We start from the raw sequence: 20,823 nt of genomic DNA on the forward strand, positions 1-20,823 counted from the left end.
ACCTGTTCGACGCAAGCAATTGACTACGCCACATTCCTTCTTGTAATTGCGGCTCCTCTCCCGGCCGCGGCTGGCGCGAATGTTGAGTCATGTTGGATATCCGTGCGAGAGCTATAATCGACCGCGCCGGCCGTTCAGACCATCGCCGATGAGAAAGATCGAGCGCATCACCGAGAGGTGAATGTCGCGATGGATCCAAGCCCCTCGCCTTCAAGGGAGGGTTGGGGGGCATATCCGACAGCGTGGCGCTCGCGGAAGCGCCCCACCCCCGCCTTCCTTCGAGAGGGAGGTGTCATCGGACATCACGTTTCCCTAGCGCAGCCACGCTGGCGTAGGACAGCCCCGCGCCGGATCAGCGCCCGAAGGCGGTGCGGTAGACGCGCGCCACCCGCGGCAGGTGCCCGTCGGTGAGCTTCGCGTTGATACCGCCGTCGGCGCGGTTCCAGTAATTGTGGTGCGACAGACGCGATCCCTGTGCGACGATCCAGGCGGCGAGCAGCTGCGCGAACACCACGGCGCGGTCGTCGTCGACGCCCCATTCCGACAGGCCGATCAGCTTGCCGTGGCGCGCGCCGAAGCTCGACAGCCAGGTCAGGCCGAACGGTTGCGACAGGCGGTAGCCGAAGATCGAGCGGCCGCCGTCGCGCATATTCTGGTCATCATACTGACCCTGGTAGTAGAGATCGAGGCTGACGACATCGACCACGTCGTCGCCGGGATAGCATTGCTCCGGGTTGATCCCGCCCTCGCCGATGTTGGGGCACCAGTCAAAGTAGAAGCGGCGTGACACCTGGCGGAAGAGGCCGGCGATGCGACGCCACGCCGCGACATAGAGCCGCGCCGCCCAGCGCCCGCGCGCGTCGCGCGCGGCGAGCGACTGCGACGGCAGGTTGAACTCCCACGGCAGGCGCACATAGATGCGGCTGTCGCCGCGCGGGTAAGCGGCGACGATCGCGCGGGCGACGCGGCGGTAGATGTCGTCGCGTTGACCCGACGCGACGCTGTCGTACCCGCCCGGTCCGCCGACCGGCACCGACCATTGCACCCGCCGTCCTTGCGCCAGGACCTGGCGACCGATGCCGGCGATATAGTCGATCGACTGCTCCAGCTGCTCCCAGCTGTCCTGGTTGAAATAGAGCAGGTCATGGTCCTGTTGCCGTCCGAGCCACTGCGCCCATTGCCGCATCGCGGCGGGATCATTGCCCGTGATCGCGCCGAGCTGGCGCGTCGGTATGCCGTCCTGGCGCAGCCCGATCACCTCGACGGCCTGGCCTCGGCACGCCACCAGCGCGGTCGCCGCCGCGCCTACCCCCAGCCGCAGCGCGTCGCGCCGGCTGGCCCGACGCGGCTGATCGGTATCCGACATCATCTTCCTCCTCGACCCCCGGCGCCGGCGTAGATGTTGCTGCGATTGCGAGATAGCCGACGGGCGACGACGCGCGCTCCGCTCGCGCCGCATCGACCACCGCTCACCGCCTTCCGTGCCTCGGCTGCGACGAACCGTCGGACCATCGCGTTTGCTACTCCAAACACCACCCCGCCCGCCGCGGCCAAGCCATTGCTATTTCCGGATCAGACCGTGCCGGCCGGGACCGACCGACCGGCGGCGGCGTTGAGCGCGACGGAGGTGCGCATGACCGAGGAAGACGAACGCTGGATGCGCGAGGCGATCGCGGTGGCGCGCTCGAAGGGATCGGACCCGTCAACCTCGCCGCTCGGCTCGGTGATCGTGCTCGACGGCAAGGTGCTCGCGGCCGAGCGCAACCAGACCCACGAGCTGCCCGACGCCACCGCGCACGCCGAGATGATGGCGATCCGCCGCGCCTGCGAGAGCAGCGGCGAGCTCGAGCTGCGCGGCGCGACGCTCTACTCGACGCTACAGCCCTGCGGCATGTGCACCATGGCCTCGATCTGGTCCAAGGTCGCCCGTGTCGTCTACGGCGCCGGACGCGAGGACGTCCACGCGATGTACTGGGAGGCGCAGCACGTCGACACGTTATCGTTCATCACCGACGCCTACCGCGACGACATCGTGATCGAGGGCGGCTGCCTGCGCGAGGAATGCGCCTCGCTCTATTACCCGCCCGACGCCGAGCTGCCCGAGGAGGAGCAGGCGAACCTGTGAGGGTGATGGGCGCGCTCGGGCTGACGCGTCGAGCGTGGCCGGGCGCGCTCCCGTCCTGCCCCCGACGTCATCCTGAACTCGTTTCCAGGATCCACGGTGCCGCGCATCCGACCGATCGGCGGTAGGCTCGGACGGATCGATCCTGAAACAAGTTCAGGGTGACGCGTCATGGGGAAAGGATGGTGCGAGAAGGTGGTCAGGGTAGTTCGTTCAGGTCAGCTGAAGGCCCCTACCCTATCTGCGCCAGCTCTACCCCGCGATAGCGCTCTACGAGCGCGCGCACGTCGACCCGCGCGCCGAGCCGCGCGCACAGCAGCGCGGTGCCGCTCACCTTGCGCTGGACGAAGAGCGTGTCCACCGGCGGCAGGTGCCAGGTCGAGCGATCCCGCGCCACCGCGGTCGCCTCCTCGCGGATCACGCCGACGAAACTCCGATCCCCGAAGTCGAACAGGCCGGGTCGGCCGAGCTCGCTCAGGATCACGTCGATCATGCGGTCGACCGCCGCGCCGTGGCGTTCCACCGCCGCCTGCCCGAGAAACCCCGCCGCCAGCGCGGCGTCGCGCACGCGCGCGCGATCGCCGTCGAGCCCCGCCATCAGCAGCCGGTGATAGCCCGCGCGCGTCTCCGCGCGAACGGGGCGCGCCGCGCCGAAGTCGAGCAGCACCAGTCGCCCGGTCTCCGCCTGCCAGCGGTAGTTGGCGAAGTTCGGGTCGGTCTGCATCACACCCCATTCGAACAGCTCGCGCAGCACCAGCCGCACCAGCGCCGCCCCGGCGGTGTCGCGCGTCTCCTGCGCCGCCTCGGCGAGCGCCTCGACCGGCGCGCCATCGACGAAGTCCATCGCCAGCACGCGCTCGGTGCTCAGCGCCGGCTCGGCCGCGGGCACGACATAGGCGGGGTCGTCGCCGAGCAGATCGCGATAGCGATCGAGCATCGCCAGCTCGCGCGCGTAATCGGCCTCCTCCTGGAGCTGGCGCTTGGCCTCCTCCAGCAGCGGGCGCAGGTCGAGCTCGCGCGGCAGCAGCCCGGTGACGCGCAGCAGCGTGGCGACATTGTCGACGTCGGCATGGATGCTCTCCGCCACGCCGGGATATTGCACCTTGATCGCGAGCACCCGCCCGCCGCGCAACTCGGCGCGGTGGACCTGGCCGATCGAGGCCGCCGCGATCGGGTGCGCCTGGAAGTGGCGGAAGCGCTTGCGCCAGCCCTCGCCCCATTGCTGCGCGAGCACGCGGTCGAGCTGCGCCGGGGGCATGTGGTGCGCGCTCTCGCGCAGGCGTGCCAGGATCGCGGTGAGCTCGGGTGGCAGCACGTCGCCCGCGTCCATCGAGATCATCTGCCCCAGCTTCATCGCCGCGCCGCGCAGCTGCGAGAGCTGGTCGGCGACGCGCGTGGCGTTGGCGGGGGTGAGCAAAAGTTCGTTCATGCGCGGCCGTTCACCCGTGGCGAGCCGCCGCGCGCCCTCGGCGATCACCCCACCGGCGACGCCGCCGGCGAGCTTGCCGAAACCACCCAGCCGCGACCATCGCCCGCTCGGCACCGCGCGTCCGCGCCCGTCCACCATCCGCTCACTCCTTCGCGCGCGTGCAACGGCCGGGCACGGCGTTCGGGTGCATCGCGCCCAACACCCCATTGACAACCAAATTAATTTATCTGTCTAATCAGAAGTGTAGCCGGGTGGCAGCGGATCATCCGACGCGGGCGGGAGAGTGACGATGCGGCGAGCGACGACATGGGCGAGCGCGGTGGCGCTCGCGGCGCTGACGGCGAGCGGCGGCCGCGGCCAGCAGGCGGGTCCGTCCGGCGTCGACCTCGCGGACCCGCGCGTCGGCACCGCGCCGCTCGACCGCCCCGAGCTGATCGGCAACGCACCCCCGCCGGGTGAGCCGACCTACTCGGGGATCACCTCGCCGGGCGCGCGGCTGCCGCACAGCGCGGTCGAGGCGGCGCCGGTCAACGTCAACGTGCCGCTCAGCTATCCCACCGGCGTGGCGACGCCTTATTATTACAGCAACCCGACGATGATCGGCTTCACCGCGGGCGGCGGGCCGACCTATGGCGGGGGCGCGCAGCCCTTCGTCATGCCCGTGGTCGGCGACTGGACGGTGCCGCCCGCGTCGACCCAGGCCTATTACGACAAGGCCAAGGAGCTGGCGTCGCCGGGCTATTACGCCGCCGACCTCACCAGCATCGGCGTCAAGGCCGAGCTGACCGCGACCCGCGCCACCGGGCTGATGCGCTTCACCTTCCCCGCCACCGAGCGGGCGCATCTGATCCTCAACCTCAACCGCCGCGGCGGCGCGGTCGAGGTGGTGAACGACCGCACCGTGCGCGGTGCCGCGACCGCCAACGATGATCACGGCGCGCGCGATGGCCGCTATTTCGTCGCGGTCTTCTCCAAGCCGTTCAAGCGCTTCGGCACGTTCCGCAAGTCCGCTGGCGGTGGTCAGGGCTATGGCATCGGCGGCGCGGACGTGATGCCCGATGCGCGCGCGATCGAGGGCGGGTTCGCCGGCGCCTACGCCGACTTCACCACCCGCGCGGGCGAGCAGGTACTCGTCAAGGTCGCGCATGGCGCCAGCTACGCCGACGCCGAGGCGCGGCTGCGCGCCGAGAGCCCGCGCTGGGACTTCGACGGCATCCGCGGCGCGGCGCGCGCGGCCTGGTCGACGCTGCTCGACCGAGTGCAGGTGAGCGGCGGCAGCGAGAAGCAGCGGCGGCTGTTCTACTCCACCTTGTTCCAGTCCTTCGCCAGCCCCCGGCTGATCGCGCGCAAGGGCGAGCGCTTCGCCGACAGCAACGGCGAGGTGCAGACCGCGACGCACGACCGCTACGGCCCGGTGCCGTTCTGGGATACCGGGCGCAACCAGATCGTGCTGCTCGAGCTGCTCGAGCCCGAGGTCGTGCGGGACATCATGTCGTCCGAACTCGACATGGCGCGCGAGCGCGGTTTCATGAACACCTCGTTCCACGGCGACAATGCGGTGTTCCTGTATCTCGGCGCGATGCGGCGCGGCATCCCGTTCGATTATGCCGCCGCCTACGACTACATGCGCAAGAACGCGACCGACCCTGCCGGGCCGCGCGGCTATCTCGCCGAATATATGCGCCGCGGCTGGATCTCGGACGAGGTGCCCGCGGGCAACCCCAGCCCGCCCTATGCGGACGGCAAGGCGGGTGCGGCGACGACGCTCGAATATGCCTGGGACGACCATGCCATGGCCGAGCTGGCCGAGCGGCTCGGCCGCCGCGACGACGCCGCGCTGTTCCGCCGCCGCGCCGCCAACTGGCGCAACGTGTTCGACAAGCGCACCGGCTTCATCCGCGGCCGTACCGACGACGGCACATGGATCGCGCCGTTCGACCCGCAGGAGCCCTATTACAACTTCATGATGAAGGAGGCGTCGGGCTGGTCGACCTTGTGGCTGGTGCCGCACGACGTCGGCGGACTCGCCAGTGCGCTCGGCGGTCGCGCGGCGTTCAACGCCAAGCTCGATCGCTTCTTCGCCACGCCCTACAAGCCCAAGGGGATCTGCCGCGACTGCACCGGCATGGTCGGCCAGTATGTCCAGGGCAACCAGCCCGACCAGCACGCGCCCTTCCTCTACGCCTGGGGCGGGCAGCCGTGGAAGACGCAGGCGCTGACCCGCCGCATCCTCGACACGCTGTACGGCAGCGACGCCTCGGGCTTCGGCTATCCCGGCATGGACGACCAGGGTGCGACCTCGTCGTGGTACGCGCTGGCGGCGCTGGGCTTCTACCCGGTCGACCCGTCGAGCGACGTGTACATGCTGGCGAGCCCGCTGTTCGACCGCGCCGCGGTGACGCTCGGGAACGGCAAGGTACTGGAGATCGTCGCCAGGGGTAACGGCGCGGCGAATCCGTACATCCAGTCGGCGACGCTCAACGGGCGGCCCTGGACCAAGGCGTGGTTCCGCCACGACGACGTCAAGGACGGCGCGCGATTGGAGCTGGTGATGGGGCCGACTCCCAACAAGGCGTGGGGCAGCGCGCCGGCGGACGCGCCGCCGACGCTCACGCCGATGCCGCGGTAGGTACGGGGAGGCGCGGCGGTCGTCTCGGGGAGGTTAGCGGCGGTAGCAGTCAGAACGCCGCCCCCTCCCTGCCGTCACCCCGGTGCACGCCGGGGTCCGGTCGGGGGACGCACGTGGCGCTCACAAGGGCCTTCCCACCTGAGCCCCGGCGTCCGCCGAGGCGATACGTTGGGGGCACTCCCGTGTTCCTGCGCACGCAGGAACCCAGGGCCACGACGGGTAACACCGGCCGCTCCGGGCTCCTGCGTGCGCAGGAGCACGGCACGGCCATGATCGGGATGGTCGACCGCCACCAACCTGTTCCCCGGCGCAGGCCGGGGCCCAGTTGCGCGACGGCCGTGACTCTCACGACGACCTTCCCACCTGGGCCCCGGCCTGCGCCGGGGCACACCGTCAGCGAGAGGGCCTGACTCTCACCCCCGCGCCATGCGCCCGAACGACGGCGGCCGGTCGGCCGGTGCGGTCCCGAAGCGCGACGGCGACGCGCCCATGGTGAACTCGAGCGTCCCGCCCTTCACCAGGTCGCGGTGCGCGATCCAGTTGCGCGTCCACGGCTTCCCGTTCCAACGCACCGACTGGACATAGGGGCGGTCGGGCGCGTTGCCGATCGCGCGCACGCGCAGACGGCGACCACCGCCGAGGTCCAGCTCGGCGGCGTCGAACAGCGGCGAGCCGAACACGTATACCGCGCTGACCGGATCGACGGGATAGAAGCCGAGCGCGCTCAGCACGAACCAGGCGCTGGTCTGGCCGCAATCGTCGTTGCCGATCACGCCGTCCGGGTCGGCCTTGTACATCTCGTCGCACAGCCGCCGCACCATCGCCTGCGTCTTCCACGGCGCACCCGCGAAGGCGTAGAGGTAGGCGACGTGCTGGTCGGGCTCGTTGCCGTGCGCGTACTGGCCGACCAACCCGGAGATGTCGGGCGGCGCGTTCTTGGGCAGCGTCGAGGGCGCGCTGAACAAGGCGTCGAGCTTGGCGACGAACTGGGCGTCGCCGCCGAAATGCTCGATCATGCCGTAGCTGTCGTGCTGGTTGAGGAAGGTCGCCTGCCAGCCATTGGCCTCGGTATAATCGCGCTGCTTTTCCGGATCATGGCCGAGCTGGATCGGATCATAGTCCTTCCACCAGCTGCCGTCGGCGAAGCGCGGGCGCGCGAAGCCGATCGACGGGTCGATCACGTTGCGCCAGTTGCGCGCGCGCCGGCGCAGCGCGGCGGCGTCGGCGGTCGCGCCCGCCGCCTCGGCGATCACCGCCGCGGCCCAGTCGTCATAGGCATATTCCTGCGTGCGGCTGACCGACTCCCAGGTCTTGTCCGCGGGCACGAAGCCCAGGTCCATATACCAGCCGCGACCGAGCGAGCTGTCCGAATCCTTGAAGTCGCGGTCGAAGGCGCGGCGCCGCAGGTTGGGCCAGGCGGCGGCGTAATCGGCCTTGATGCCCTTGGCGCAGGCCTCCGCCATCACCGACACCGCGTGCCAGCCGATCATCGTGCCCGTCTCGACCCCCTGAAGCGGCCAGACCGGCGGCCCGTAGGGACTCTCGACCGTCTGGCGCACGAGGTCGCGCACGAGCAGCCCCGCCTGCTCGGACTTCACCAGCGTGAGCAAAGGGTGGAGCGCGCGATAGGTGTCCCACAGCGAATAGGCGCTGTACGCCGCCTCGCCGGCGGGGACGCGATGGACCTCGCGGTCGAGCCCGACATAGCGGCCGTCGCGATCGGTGAAGAGCGTCGGCCCGACGAGGCAATGATAGAGCCCGCTCGCCATGATCGTGCGCTCGGCGGGGGTGGCACCCGCCACCTTGATCGAGTCGAGCTCGCGCGCCCAGCGCCGCCGCGCCGCGGTGGCGGTGGCGTCGAAGTCCCAGCCGGGCGCCTCCTCCGCCAGCGCCTGCTTGGCGCCGGCGACGTCGACCGCGGAGATGCCGGTCTTGATCAGGATCGGCGCACCGCCGGCCTGGTCGTAGAACAACGCGACCTTGAGCCTGGCGCCCTTGGCCGCGCGCGCGCCGGCGGGCAGCGGGCGGTCATCGTCGCCGTAGAATTGCACGCGGTCGGGCTGGCGCGAGAGCCGCATCGCGAAGTGGATCCGCCGCCCCTTGGCCCAGCGATGGACGCGGCGGCTGCCGGTGAGCAGCCCGTCGGCGTCGAGCTGGAGCGAGGCCTCGTCGACCAGCACGCCCTTGTCCCAGACGTCGAGCACCATGTGCGCGAAGTCGACGAGGATGTGCGCGGGGCCGTCGGGGAAGCTGTGGCGGTGCCAGCCGGTGCGGTCGGTCACGGTCAGTTCCGACAGCACGCCGCTCTCGAGCCGGACGCGATAGTAACCGGGCTCGGCGTGTTCGTCGGAGAAGCGCTGGCGATAGCCCTGGTCGGGGTCGCTGAGCGGGCCGGGCTGGAGCTGGACGGGCCCGCGCGTCGGCACCACCAGCACGTCGAGCATATCGCCGATGCCCGTCCCCGACAGATGCGTGTGGCTGAAGCCCATGATCGACGTGTCGGTGCGGTGATAGCCCGAGCAGGAATCCCAGCGCGTGTTGTCGGTGTCGGGGCCGAGCTGGACCATGCCGTGCGGCATCGTCGGGCCGGGAAAGGTGTGGCCGTGGCCGCCGGTGCCGATGAACAGGTCGGGCGTCGCGGCGGCGGGCGCCGCGCCGCCCTGCGCGCGCGCGACGGCGGGGAGCGCGCCGGCCATGCCGAGCGCGGCGGCGGAGGCGAGCGCCTCGCGGCGGGTGGTGGTCATCTCGGGTCCTTCGGGGGCGGTCAGAGCGGCACGGTCAGAGCGGGGTGGCGAGCAGCGCGGGTCGGCGCCGCTCGAGATCGAGGATGAGGTCGCCGAACAGCCCGTTGGCCCAGGCGAACCAGGGCCGCGTGAACTTGGCCGGATCGTCCTTGTGGAAGCTCTCGTGCATGAAGCCGGTGCCGGCATGGGTCGCCTTGAGCCAGCGCAGGCATTGGAGGATCTGCGCGTCGTCGTCGCTGTGGAGCGCGCGGCTGACGATCGACATCGGCCAGATCATGTCCATGCCCACGTGCGGGCCGCCGATCCCCTCGGCTGCGCTGCCCTTGAAGAAATAGGGGTTGCGCTCGCTCCACGCCAGCGCCTGGGTGCGGCGATAGAGCGGGTCGTCGCGCGTCGCCGCGCCGAGCAGCGGCAGCGCCGAGAGGCTCGGCACGTTGGCGTCATCCATGAAGATCGCGTTGCCGTAGCCGTCGACCTCATAGGCCCAGACCTCGCCGCCCTGCCCGTCCGGCATCCGGCCGTGCGCCGCGAGCGCGGCCTCGACCTCGCTCGCCAGCGCCTCGGCGTCGGCGGCGCTGGTGGCGTCACCCGCGGCCTCGCGCTGCACGGCGGCGAGCATGCGCAGCGCGCTCACCGCGAACAGGTTGGACGGGATCAGGAAGGGGTAGAGGCAGGCGTCGTCGGACGGGCGGAACATCGAGTGGATCAGCCCGACCTTCCGCGTCGGCGCGCCGCGCCCCTCGAACATCAGCGTTTCGGTCGGCGAGACGTTGAGCCGCTGGAAGCGGTATGGGCCGTCGTCGCGCTTGCGCTGCTGCTGGCGCAGCGTCGCCACCGCCAGCGCCGTCGCGCGCTGCCAGGTGGCGTCGAACGGCGCCTTGTCGCGCGTCGCGGTCCAGTAGCCGTGTGCCAGCCGCATCGGGTAGCACAGCGAGTCGATCTCCCACTTCCGCTCGGCGACGCCGGGCTTCATCTCGGTCCTGTCGTCGCGCGCGCCCAGGTTGGAGCGCGCGTGCGGGTCCTCCATGAAGGCGTTGGCGTAGGGGTCGATCAGGATGCAGCGTGCCTGGCGCTGGATCAGCCCGTGGAAGAGTCGGCGGAGCGGCGCGTCCTTCGGCGTGAGGTGCACATAGGTCTGCAACTGCGCCGAGCTGTCGCGCAGCCACAGCGCCTCGATGTCGCCGGTGATGACGAAGGCGTCGGGCTTTCCGTCGACCGTGCCGACCTTGGTGACCGTGGTATCGAGCGTGCTCGGGTAGCAATTCTCGAACAGCCAGGCGAGATCGGGGTCGGCGATGCGACGCTTCACCCGCGCGATCTCGGACTCGACCGCGGCGCTGGTGAACCTGCGCTGCGCCCTGGGCGGGCGCTTGCTCGCGAACGCCTGCGCCGCCGCGGCGCGCGGCACCGCGGCCGCGACCGCCGCCGCCCCCGCGCCCGCCATCAGCTCGCGCCGCGCGATCACTTCACGGCCCCGGGCGCGCTCATCGAGAAGGGTCGGTCCGCCTTGGCGGTGCCCCATTGCTTGTTCGGCGTCGGCCCCATCACGAAGCGCAGCGTGCCGCCCGCCTGGAGCGCCTCGCGCGACAGCCACGGCTTGGCATAGGGCGCGCCGTTGAGCGTCGCCGACTGGATGTAGACATTGTCGCGGCTGTTGTTCTCGGCCTCGATCGTCAGCACCTTGCCGCCCGGCATGGTGACGCTGGTGCGGCGGAACAGCGGGCTGCCGATGGCATATTGGCCCACCGTCGGCGTGACGGGATAGAAGCCGAGCGCGGAGAAGACGTACCAGGCGGAGGTCTGGCCGTTGTCCTCGTCGCCGGGATAGCCGTCGGGCGCGGCGGAGTAGAGTTTCCGCATCACCTCGCGCGCGTGATACTGCGCCTTCCACGGCGCGCCGGCCCAGTCGTACAGGTAGATCATGTGCTGGATCGGCTGGTTGCCGTGCGCATATTGGCCCATGTCGACGATCTGCATCTCACGGATCTCGTGGATCACCTGGCCGTAATAGCTGTCGTCGAAGATCGGCGGGGTCGAGAACACCGAGTCGAGCCGCGCGACGAACTTGTCGTCGCCGCCCATCAGCCCGATCAGGCCCTGCACGTCCTGCATCACCGACCAGCTGTAATGGACCGAATTGCCCTCGGTGAAGGCGTCGCCCCATTTGTACGGGCTGAACGCGGCCGACCAGCTGCCGTCCTTGTTGCGGCCGCGCATCCAGCCGCTCTGCGGGTCGAACAGCTTGCGATAGTTCTGCGCGTGCTCGGCATATTTCTTCGCGTCGCCGGTCTTGCCGAGCGCGGCGGCCATGCGCGACAGCGAGAAGTCGGCGGTGGCATATTCGAGCGTGCGCGCGGCATTCTCGTTGATGCCGACGTCGTAGGGGACGTAGCCGAGCTGGTTGTACAGCTCGACGCCCTCGCGCCCGACCGCGCTGAGCACCTTGCCGCTCTTGTCGCGCGGCCGTCCCTCGGAGGTGGTCGCGTTCTTGACCATCGCCTCGTAGAGCGTGTTCGCGTCGAAGCCGCGCACGCCGTTGAGATAGGCGTCGGCGATCAGATTGGCCGAGTTCGACCCGATCATCACGCTGCGGTGCCCCGGGCTGGCCCATTCCGGCAGCCAGCCCGACTCCTTGTAGGTGTTGACCAGCCCCTGCATGATCTCGCCGTCGCGCTCGGGATACATCAGCGCGAAGAAGGGGAAGACCGCGCGCCACGTGTCCCAGAAACCGTTGTCGGTGTAGAGCGGGCCGTCGTGGACCTTGCCGTCATACGGGCTGTAGTGGATCAGCTTGCCGTTCGCACCGCGCTCGTGGAACTCGCGCGGGAACTGCAGCATGCGCCACAGCGCCGAGTAGAAAGTGCGGCGATTGTCGAGATCGGGGTCGTCGACCTTGATGCGGTCGAGCTCGGCCGACCAGGCGGCGCGCGCCTTGGCCCTGGTCTGGTCGAACGTGTCGCGCCCGATCTCGCCGTCGAGATTGCGCTGCGCCTGCTCGGCGCTGATGAAGGATGAGGCGACGCGCGCGCCGACCTGCTCGCCTTTCTTCGTCGCGAAGCTGATCACCGCGCCGACGTGGTCGCCCTCGGCGCGACGCCCCGCGGTCAGCGTGCCCTTGCCGTCGAAGGTCTGGCTGACGGTGAAGGGCTTGTCGAACTCGACCACGAACCAGTTGCGGAAGTTCGCCGGCACGCCGCCGTGATTGTTGCTGACATAGCCGGTGATGCGGCGCCGCGCCGGGTCGACCGACACCATCGAGCCGCCGGCATAGCCGTCGAGCAGGACGTGCGCCTCCTTGGTCTCCGGGAAGGTGAAGCGGAACTGCGCGGCGCGCTCGGTCGGCACGATCTCGGTGGTGACGTCATAGTCGGCGAGATAGACCTTATAGCCCCAGGCGCGGCTCTCCTCCGCCTTGTGGCTGTACCAGGAGGCGCGCTCCTCCTCCTTCGCCTTGACCGCGCCGGTCATCGGCAGCAGCGCGAAGGCGGCATAATCGTTCATCCACGGGCTCGGCTGGTGCGTCTGCTTGAACCCGTTGATCTTGTGCGCGCTGTACGTGTAGCCCCAGCCGTCGCCCATCTTGCCGGTGACCGGCGTCCAGGCGTTCATCCCGAACGGCACCGCGATCGCGGGATAGGTGTTGCCGTAGGACAGCTCATAGCTGCTGTCCGTCCCCATCAGCGGGTTGACGAGGTCGACCGACGCCGGCGGCGCGTCCTGCGCCACCGTCGCCGCGGGGGAGAGCATCGTGGCGGAGGCGCACAGCGCCGCGATGATGCCCCGGCGCCGCGCGCTTGCCATGTTCACTCTCCCTGAGACGTATCGATGATCAGAACTTGAAGGCCGCGCCGAGATAGAAGCGGCGGCCGGAGTAGACGTTCGAGATGAAGCGGTCCTTGGTGTCGTTGCCGAGATGCTGGCGCTGCTCGGACTTGGTGAGGTTGATCACCGAGGCGGTGATCTGGACGTTCTTCATCACGTCGATCGCACCGTTGAGGTCGAACTGCTCGTACGGATCGTCGTAGACGTTGAGACCCGAGGACAGCCCGCGCACGACCTCGCCGCGGCGGTTGTACGAGACTCGTGCCAGCACCGGCCCGTGCTCGTAGAAGAGCGAGGCGTTCACCTGCGTCTTCGCGCTGCCGACCAGCGGCGAGGTACCCAGCTTCGTCCCGTTGAGCGCCACGTCGGCCTGCGACGTGTCGTTGTAGGTGAAGTTGACCTGTGCGCCGAGGCCGAAGTCGAGCGTGTGCTGCGCGTAGACCTCGACGCCCTGCGACACCGCCTTGGAGCCGTTCGCCTGCGTCGAATATTGCTGCACCGTCACCGTCTCGCCCGCGACCTCCTGCGGGAAGTCGACCACGACCGGCACGATGAAGTCCTTCACGTCCTTACGGAACAAGGTGAAGCCGACGACCGAGCCGGGGTGGAAATACCATTCCGCGCCCGCGTCATACTGCCAGGCGTTGAACGGCTTGAGGTTGAAGTTGCCGCCGTTGCCGAACCAGCCCGGCAGTGCGCCGAACTCGGCGCGGTCGAAGACGAACGCGTCGGAGTTGAAGGTGAGCCCGCGCGCGCCGGCGAGGTCGCCGTAACCGGGCCGGCTGATCACCTTCGACGCCGCGGCGCGGATCAGCAGGTTCGGCATGGCCTCCCACGAGATGTTGAAGCTCGGCAGGAAGTCGGTGTAGCTCTTGTTCTCCTGGTTCGGGCTGAACACCCGCACCTCGCGCTGGCTCTGCGGGATGACCGAGCAATTGCCGTCGGCGCCGACCGGCTTGTTCGGGTCGAACGCGCCGCCCGGGCCGTTCACGCAATAGTCGTTCTCATAATAGAGAACGTCGGTCGACGTGCCGTCCTGCTTCGTGTTGACGACGCGCAGGCCCAGGTTACCGCGGATGTTGTCCATCTTGAAGTTGGCCTGGGCGTAACCGGCCCAGATCTTCTCCTGGATGTTGTAGACGTTCTGCGGCTCGGGCACGCGCACCGGGCCATTGTAGGTGCGATTGAGATAGTCGACGTAGTTGTTGATGTTGATCGCCGGGAAGGCGCTCGCCTCGAAGCCGCCGGCGATGTTGCCGAGCGAGTTGGGATAGAAGATCTCCGGCAACGCCAGCGCACCGCCGGCGGTGTCCTGGAAGCGCAGCGTGTTGGCCGCGTCCGAATACCATTCGAACCGGCCGGTCTCGCGGTGGATGCGCCCGTCACGCCACTTGGCGCCGACCTGGATCGAGGCGAGGAACGGCGAGTCGAAGCTGCGCGTCACGTCGACCTGCGCGTAGCGCTGCGAGATCGAGCTGTTGTTGAAGCCCGAGCCGGTCGAGCCGAGGTCGATCTGTGCCACGCCGTTGAGCATGTTCTGGATCACGTCGGGCGAGAAGTTCATCGCGATCGACTGATCCGTGAAGTTCCACGCGCTCAGCATGTTCCCGTTGACCGAACCGTTGCGCGGCTTGGCCTGGGCGTAGAATTGGAACGAGGGGCCGCCGGTCGCCCGCGTCTTGCCGAAGACGACGTCGACGCTGAGGTGATCGACGTTCCACTTGGCGTGGACGTCGTAGGTGTTGGACACGCTCTTCTCGCGCGCGAGCGTGTCCTGCGGCGCCGGCGTCTCCATCGTGCAGGGATTGGCCCGGGCGCGGCACGCCGTTCCCTCGGGCGGGACCTGGAAGGTCGCGCCGGTCAGGACCGTGCCGCTCTTGTCGAAGGTCGCGTCGGTGAAGAAGTTGCCATAGCCCCATTCGGGGATCTTGATCGTGCTGCTGGTATAGTTGCCGTCCAGCTGGAAGCGGAAATAATTGGCCGTGATCTCGAGATTGTCGAACGGCTTGGCCTGCATCGTCGCCTGGATGCCGAGCCGCTTGCGCTTCTGGTTGAGGATCGTCTCGCTGACCGACTGGGGCGCCCAATAGCCGTTGCCATAGTGGGTACCGCTCTGCGTCGTGGTGCCGCCGTCCGTGCCGTCGTTCCAGTAGTTGATCGCCGAGTCGTTGGCGAAGGTATTGCCGTTGACGTCGGTGGCGGGATGGGTGCCCTTGTCGTCGGTCCACCACTGCCAGCTGTCGCCCGAGGCGCTCAGCGAGCGGTTGGTGCGCACTTGATAGGTCGCGCCGACGAGGAATCCGAGCGTCTTCTCCTCGTTGTGCCACGACAGCAGGCCCGAGACGTTGGGCTCCACCTTGTCGCTGACGTCGGCGTAGGTGCCCTCGGCGGAGACCGTGCCCGACCAGGGCTCGAGGTCGAAGGGCACGCGCGTGTGGTTGATGATGACGCCGCCGACGCCACCCTCGTCGAGCCGCGCCTCGGGTGACTTGAACACCTCGACGCTGCCGATCAGCGTCGAGGGCAGCAGCAGGTAATTGAACGAGCGCGAGGGCTCGCCGCTGTCCGCGGAGGCGATGAAATTGCCGTTGAGTTCGGTCAGCGTCAGGTCCGAGCTGAGGCCGCGGATACTGACGCGGCTGCCCTCGCCGCCGTCGCGGTCGATGATCACGCCGGGGACGCGCTGGAGCGAGTCGGCGACGTTCTTGTCGGGGAACTTGCCGACGTCCTCGGCGGTGATCACGTCGACGAAGGCGTTGGCCTCGCGCTTGCGGTTGAGGCTCTGCTCGATCGAGCGGCGATAGCCGGTGACGACGATGTCACCGCCGTCCGCGGCGGAGTCGGCGGCGTCGGCCTGGAGCTGGCCGGGGCTGTCGAGCGTGCTGTTGGCAGCGGGCGCGGAGACCTCGCCGGTGTTGCTCGACGGCGCCGGCACGACCGTCTGGTCGGGCGCCTTGTCGGCCTGCTCGGCCTGCGCGCCGGCGGCGGTCGAGGGGCTGGTCTGCTGCGCCTGCGCGCTGCCGACGATCCCCGCGGCCAGACTCACCCCAGCCAGCAGCAGCGGCATCCGACGGCGCAGCGACGCGCGCGACGGGGCTTGGGCAGTGAAACCTCGCATAAGTCCATCCCTCCTCTTCGCGGCGGGATTCGTTGCCCCGCCGCGTCCCTCGACCGAACCGCCGCGAGCGCGCCAGCGGCACGCTGCACCCCTCATGCCGAGCGGCGATCACGAGGTTAATCAGACAATAGCAAAAGCAAATTGTCAAATGGAAGAATTGAGAACGTTCGCGCAAACCTTTGCGAAGAGACACTTTATAGCCGAGGTGGCCTTATTCGACCGCTTTCCACAAAGCGCCGGGCTTGGGCAGGAGAAAGTGGCTGAACGGCAGGATCGCGGCGCCTACCGCCGGTGCGTCCTCGGACAGCGCGGCGCGCTCGACCGGCGCCACCGCGGGCGCGTCCGTGACCTCGCCGAGCAGCGCGTTGACCCGCTCCGCCAGCGACTCGACCAGAGCGGCCGGCAGCCGGCCGCCGATCAGCACCGCGGCGGGGTCGATCAGGCAGCTGATCGCGTCGAGCGGGGTGCACAGCTGCCGCGCCGCGCGGTCGAGCCAGGCGTCGACGCTGGCGCGTGCGGCGTCGCTCGCGTCCGCGCCGAGGGCGGCGGCGATGGCGAAGCCATCGCGCGCGAGATGCTCCTGCAGCCCCGAGCGCGACACCAGCTTCTGCACCTGCTCGCGCGCGCCGTTCTCGCCGGGCGCGAGCATGAAGCCGAGCTCGCCGCTGCGCCCGTGCGCGCCGCGCGCGTAGACGCCGTCGCTCACCACGCCGCCGCCCAGGCCGGAGGAGATCAGGATGTAGAAGAAGTTGCTCAGCCGCTGCCCGCGCCCGAGCTGCATCTCGCCGGTCGCCGCCGCGGCGGCGTCGTTCTCGACGAAGACGGGCAGCGCGAGCGGCTCGGCGAACAGCGCCGCCATGTCAACCCGCTCCCAGGCGTCATAGGCGGCGGGCCGCCCCGGCAGGTCGACCGAGCCGAGATCGTCGGGTACCGCCACCCCGAGCCCGACCAGCTTGGTCGCGTCGACCCCGGCGGCGCGCAGCATCGGCTTGATCGAGCGTCGGTAGAAAGCGCGCACGTCGTCGGGCAGCGCGAAGTCGACCTCTTCCGACCGGCGCGCCAAGGTCTCGCCGGCGAAGTCGACCAGCACCAGCGTGATATGGTCGCGGTCGACGTTGACGCCGATCGAATAGCAGGCGTCGCGTTTGACCACGAGCTTGGTCGGCGGCTGGCCGCGGCCGCCGCGGCGCTGCCCGGCTTCCTGGATCAGCCCGTCCTGGAGCAGGCGCCGGGTGATGTTGGCGATCGCTGGCCCGGTCAGCCCGGTGATCTGCGCCAGCTCGACCCGGGTCAGTGAGCCGCCGACTCGGATCGCGTGGAGCGTCACCCGCTGGTTGTGATCGGCGGCGCGCTCGAGGTTGGTGCCCGACAGGCGTGGCGGTTCCCCGCTCACGCTGCCCGCCCTCCCGCCGCCCACCTCGTCGCGGATCGTCGCATGCCTGTCATCCCCTGCATTGTTATCGCTCCCGTTCCAGCGTCTTTCGCCGGGCACCGCAAGCAAGAACAACCGGCACGCCGAATTTGAATTATGCAATTTGGTGTTCTAAACACCCGGGTTCAGGGATGAACGCGCGGCCTTCACGCGCGACGGTGCAAGGGACGGGGGAGAGGGCGATGCGATATCAGGCGGACGGGCCGGCGGCGCGCGCGCCGCTCGCCGGGGTCGAGCTGGGCGGCACCAAATGCGTGGCGACGCTGGCGCATTCGCCCGAGGCGGTGCTCGACCAGGTGACACTGCCGACGCTGGCCCCCGACGAGACGCTGCCCGCGCTCGCCGCGGTGCTGGCGGAATGGCACGAGCGTCACGGGCTCGCCGCGGTCGGCATCGCCTCGTTCGGGCCGGTCTGCCTGGATCGCGCCTCCCCTCGGTACGGCCACGTGCTCGCCACGAACAAGCCGGGCTGGCGCGACGCCGACGTTCTCGGCACGATCGCGGCCCCACTCGGTCTGCCCACCGGGTTCGACACCGACGTCAACGGCGCGGCGCTCGCGGAGATGCGCTGGGGCGCGGGCCGCGGACTCGACGACTTCGCCTATGTCACGGTCGGCACGGGCGTCGGGGTCGGGCTCGTGGTGCACGGACGCCCGACACGCGGACTCGGCCACAGCGAGATCGGCCATATCCGCGTGCCGCGCGCGCGCGGCGACGACGCGCCGAGCGCGTGCCGCTACCACGACGATTGCGTCGAGGGGCTCGCCTCGGGCAGCGCGCTGCGGCTGCGGCTCGGCGACCGCGACGTCGCGACCGTCGGCCCCGACGACCCGGTATGGGAGCCGATCGTCGACGTGCTCGCGGCGATGTGCCACGCGCTGGTGGGAAGCACGGGGCCGCTGCGGATCGCGATCGGCGGCGGCATGCCGGTCAAGCAGCCGCACCTGCTGCCGCGCATCGCGGCGCGTCTCGAGGCCAGTCTGGCGGGCTATATGGAGCTGCCCGAGGGCGACTATATCGTCCCGCCCGCTCTCGGGGATCGGGCCGGTCCGCTCGGCGCGATCGCGCTCGCGGCCGACGCGCTGGACGAAGAAGCCGATGTCGCCGCGCGGATCGCGGCGGAGGCGATGCTGTGAGCCGCGCCGCGTTCGCCCGCCCCGCCCTCCGCCGCCGTCTCGCCGGGGGCAGCGCCGCGCTCGCGCTGCTCGGCGCCCCCGCGCTGGGGCAGCAGGCGCCCTCACCTGACGGCGCGGTGGCGACGGCGCGCACGATCGACGCGGTCGACCCGTTCATCGGCACCGGCGGCGAGGGCCACACCTTCCCCGGCGCGGTCGCGCCGTTCGGCATGGTCCAGCTGTCGCCCGACACCGACACAGGCTGCGTCATTCGCGAATGTTACGCGCATGCCGCGGGCTATCGCCACGACGACCCGACGATCGAGGGTTTCAGCCACACGCATTTCTCGGGCGCGGGCCACTCGGACCTGGGCGACGTGCTGGTGATGCCGGTCAGCGGCGACGCGGTGGCGATGGACCCGGGCACTCCCGCAGCCCCGGGGTATCGCTCGCGCTTCGACCATGCCAGCGAGGTGGCGCGGCCGGGCTATTATGCGGTGACGCTCGCGGCGCCGCAGGTGCGCGCCGAGATGACCGCCGGCACGCGCGTCGGCGTCCACCGCTACACCTTCCCGGCGGGCAAGGCGGCGCATCTGGTGCTCGACCTGCGCCGCTCGCTCTATAATTACCCAGGCAAGGTGCTGTGGTCGGGGCTCCACCTGCGCGCCGACGGCACGCTGACCGGCTTCCGTGAGACCCGCGGCTGGGCGCCTGGGCGCAAGCTGTTCTTCGCGATGCGCTTCTCCGCGCCGCTCACCGGCCACGCCCTGGTCGATCGCGACGCCGACATCACTTACAAGGGCTTCCAGGCACCCGGCCGCGGCAGCGACGCGCTCGCCGAGAAGCTCGGCAGACAGCTCGAGGCGCGGCTCGACTTCGGCGCGCTCGACCGCCCGCTCGAGCTCCGCGTCGCGCTCTCCGGGGTGGACGAGGCGGGCGCGGTCGCCAACCTCGACGCCGAGCCGGGCGACTTCGACGCCACGCTGGCGCGCACCCGCGCCGCCTGGGACGCCGCGCTCGGCGCGGTCGAGCTCGAGGCGCCCGCGCCCACCCGGACGATCGTCGCCACCGCGCTCTACCACAGCCTGATCGCGCCGAGCGTCTGGAGCGACGCCGACGGCCGCTATCGCGGCCCCGACGACCAGGTGCATCGCGCCGAGGGCTACACCTTCCGCTCGACCTTCTCGCTGTGGGATACGTTCCGCGCCGAGCACCCGCTGCTGACGCTGGTGCAGCCGGCGCAGACCACCAAAGACGTCGTGCGCTCGCTGGTCGACAGCCAGCGCAACAGCCCGCACGGCATCCTGCCGGTGTGGCAGTTCGCCGGGCGCGAGACCTGGACGATGATCGGCTATCACGCCGTGCCGGTGATCGCCGACGCCTATCTCAAGGGCTTCCGAGGCTTCGACGCCGACGCGGCGCTCGACGCGATGGTCGCCAGCGCGGACTATGCCCCATATGACGGGCTCGGCGATTACATGAAGCTCGGCTATGTGCCGATCGACCGCGAGCCCGAGGCGGCGTCCAAGACGGTCGAATATGCCTATGACGACTGGACGATCGCGCGGATGGCGCGCGCGCTGGGCCGCACCGACGTGGCGCAGCGCTTCGAGCGGCGCGCGGCGAACTGGCGCAACAGTTTCGACGTCAAGACGGGCTGGCTGCGCGCGCGGAAGAGCGACGGCAGCTATCGCACGCCCTTCGACCCGACCGCGATCAACTACGGCTCCGACTATACCGAGGGCAATGCGTGGCAGTACAGCTGGTTCATGCCGCAGGATCAGGCCGGGCTGTTCCGGCTGCTCGGCGGCGACCGCGAGGCGGTGGCGAAGCTCGACGCGATGTTCGACTATGACAATTCCAAGGTCGACTACAGCCATGCCGAGGATATCGCCGGGCTGATCGGCCAGTACATCCACGGCAACGAGCCGAGCCACCATGTCGCCTATCTGTACAACTTCGCGGGCGCGCCGTGGCGCACGCAGGAGCGGCTCAAGCAGATCGTCGAGACGCAATATCATGCCACGCCCGAGGGGCTGAGCGGCAACGACGATCTCGGCCAGATGTCGGCCTGGCTGGTGTTCACCGCGCTCGGCTTCTACCCGGTCGCGCCGGGCAGCAACCAATATGTGATCGGCCGCCCGTTCGTGTCGCGCGCGACGCTGCGGCTGCCCGACGGCAAGCGCTTCGTGGTGGTCGCGGACGGATTGTCGGACGCCAACCGCTACGTCGGCACGGTGACGCTCAACGGCAGGCCGCTGACGCGCAGCTGGATCGCGGACGCGGAACTGCGCGTGGGCGGTGAGCTGCGCTTCACCATGACGGCGCGGCCCAACAGGGCGTGGGGCGCCGGACGCGCCGCCCGGCCCTTCTCCATGACCCGCTGAGATGCTCGGCTACCAGAAGTAAACC

11 protein-coding genes are annotated in these 20,823 nt (G+C 69.8%); 4 read left to right on the forward strand and 7 right to left on the reverse strand.

Annotated features, from left to right (window positions below):
- Window positions 1-352: 352 nt before the first annotated feature.
- Window positions 353-1,366 (reverse strand): glycoside hydrolase family 26 protein, encoded by a 1,014-nt coding sequence (locus K7957_RS03270; RefSeq protein WP_223010521.1) that lies wholly within the window; start codon window positions 1,364-1,366, stop codon window positions 353-355.
- 267 nt (window positions 1,367-1,633) lie between these two features.
- Here K7957_RS03270 and K7957_RS03275 point away from each other — a divergent pair, with 267 nt between their 5' ends.
- Complete coding sequence (locus K7957_RS03275; RefSeq protein ID WP_223010522.1) at window positions 1,634-2,125, forward strand: nucleoside deaminase; 492 nt, start codon at window positions 1,634-1,636, stop codon at window positions 2,123-2,125.
- A gap of 229 nt (window positions 2,126-2,354) precedes the next feature.
- Here the strand turns inward: K7957_RS03275 and K7957_RS03280 are convergent, their stop codons facing one another.
- Window positions 2,355-3,689 (reverse strand): ABC1 kinase family protein, encoded by a 1,335-nt coding sequence (locus tag K7957_RS03280; protein WP_223010523.1) that lies wholly within the window; start codon window positions 3,687-3,689, stop codon window positions 2,355-2,357.
- Window positions 3,690-3,840: 151 nt separating this feature from the next.
- Between K7957_RS03280 and K7957_RS03285 the strand changes: the two genes are divergently transcribed.
- A complete protein-coding gene (locus K7957_RS03285) occupies window positions 3,841-6,180 on the forward strand; it encodes a GH92 family glycosyl hydrolase (protein WP_223010524.1) in 2,340 nt (779 codons plus the stop codon).
- Window positions 6,181-6,593: 413 nt separating this feature from the next.
- Here K7957_RS03285 and K7957_RS03290 read toward each other — a convergent pair whose 3' ends face one another.
- From K7957_RS03290 to K7957_RS03310, 5 genes are all read right to left on the reverse strand, one after another.
- Window positions 6,594-8,924: a GH92 family glycosyl hydrolase gene (locus K7957_RS03290; protein WP_223010525.1), complete on the reverse strand. Its 2,331-nt coding sequence runs from the start codon at window positions 8,922-8,924 to the stop codon at window positions 6,594-6,596.
- A 34-nt stretch (window positions 8,925-8,958) separates the two neighbouring features.
- Window positions 8,959-10,389: a glycoside hydrolase family 125 protein gene (locus K7957_RS03295; protein ID WP_425517148.1), complete on the reverse strand. Its 1,431-nt coding sequence runs from the start codon at window positions 10,387-10,389 to the stop codon at window positions 8,959-8,961.
- Window positions 10,386-12,725: a GH92 family glycosyl hydrolase gene (locus K7957_RS03300; RefSeq protein WP_223010527.1), complete on the reverse strand. Its 2,340-nt coding sequence runs from the start codon at window positions 12,723-12,725 to the stop codon at window positions 10,386-10,388. Before K7957_RS03300 ends, K7957_RS03295 begins: the two co-directional genes overlap by 4 nt.
- Window positions 12,726-12,753: 28 nt before the next feature.
- Complete coding sequence (locus tag K7957_RS03305) at window positions 12,754-15,864, reverse strand: TonB-dependent receptor (RefSeq protein WP_223010528.1); 3,111 nt, start codon at window positions 15,862-15,864, stop codon at window positions 12,754-12,756.
- Between the two features lie 211 nt (window positions 15,865-16,075).
- A complete protein-coding gene (locus tag K7957_RS03310; RefSeq protein WP_223010529.1) occupies window positions 16,076-17,257 on the reverse strand; it encodes an ROK family transcriptional regulator in 1,182 nt (393 codons plus the stop codon).
- 221 nt (window positions 17,258-17,478) lie between these two features.
- Here K7957_RS03310 and K7957_RS03315 point away from each other — a divergent pair, with 221 nt between their 5' ends.
- Window positions 17,479-18,432, forward strand: a complete 954-nt coding sequence (locus K7957_RS03315; protein ID WP_223010530.1) for an ROK family protein — start codon at window positions 17,479-17,481, stop codon at window positions 18,430-18,432.
- Window positions 18,429-20,798, forward strand: coding sequence for a GH92 family glycosyl hydrolase (locus tag K7957_RS03320; RefSeq protein WP_425517149.1), 2,370 nt, complete (start codon window positions 18,429-18,431; stop codon window positions 20,796-20,798). The genes K7957_RS03315 and K7957_RS03320 overlap by 4 nt, the downstream gene beginning before the upstream one ends.
- The last annotated feature ends 25 nt before the right edge of the window (window positions 20,799-20,823 follow it).

It is taken from the genome of Sphingomonas yunnanensis (assembly GCF_019898765.1).
In the GTDB taxonomy this organism is placed as follows: domain Bacteria; phylum Pseudomonadota; class Alphaproteobacteria; order Sphingomonadales; family Sphingomonadaceae; genus Sphingomonas; species Sphingomonas yunnanensis.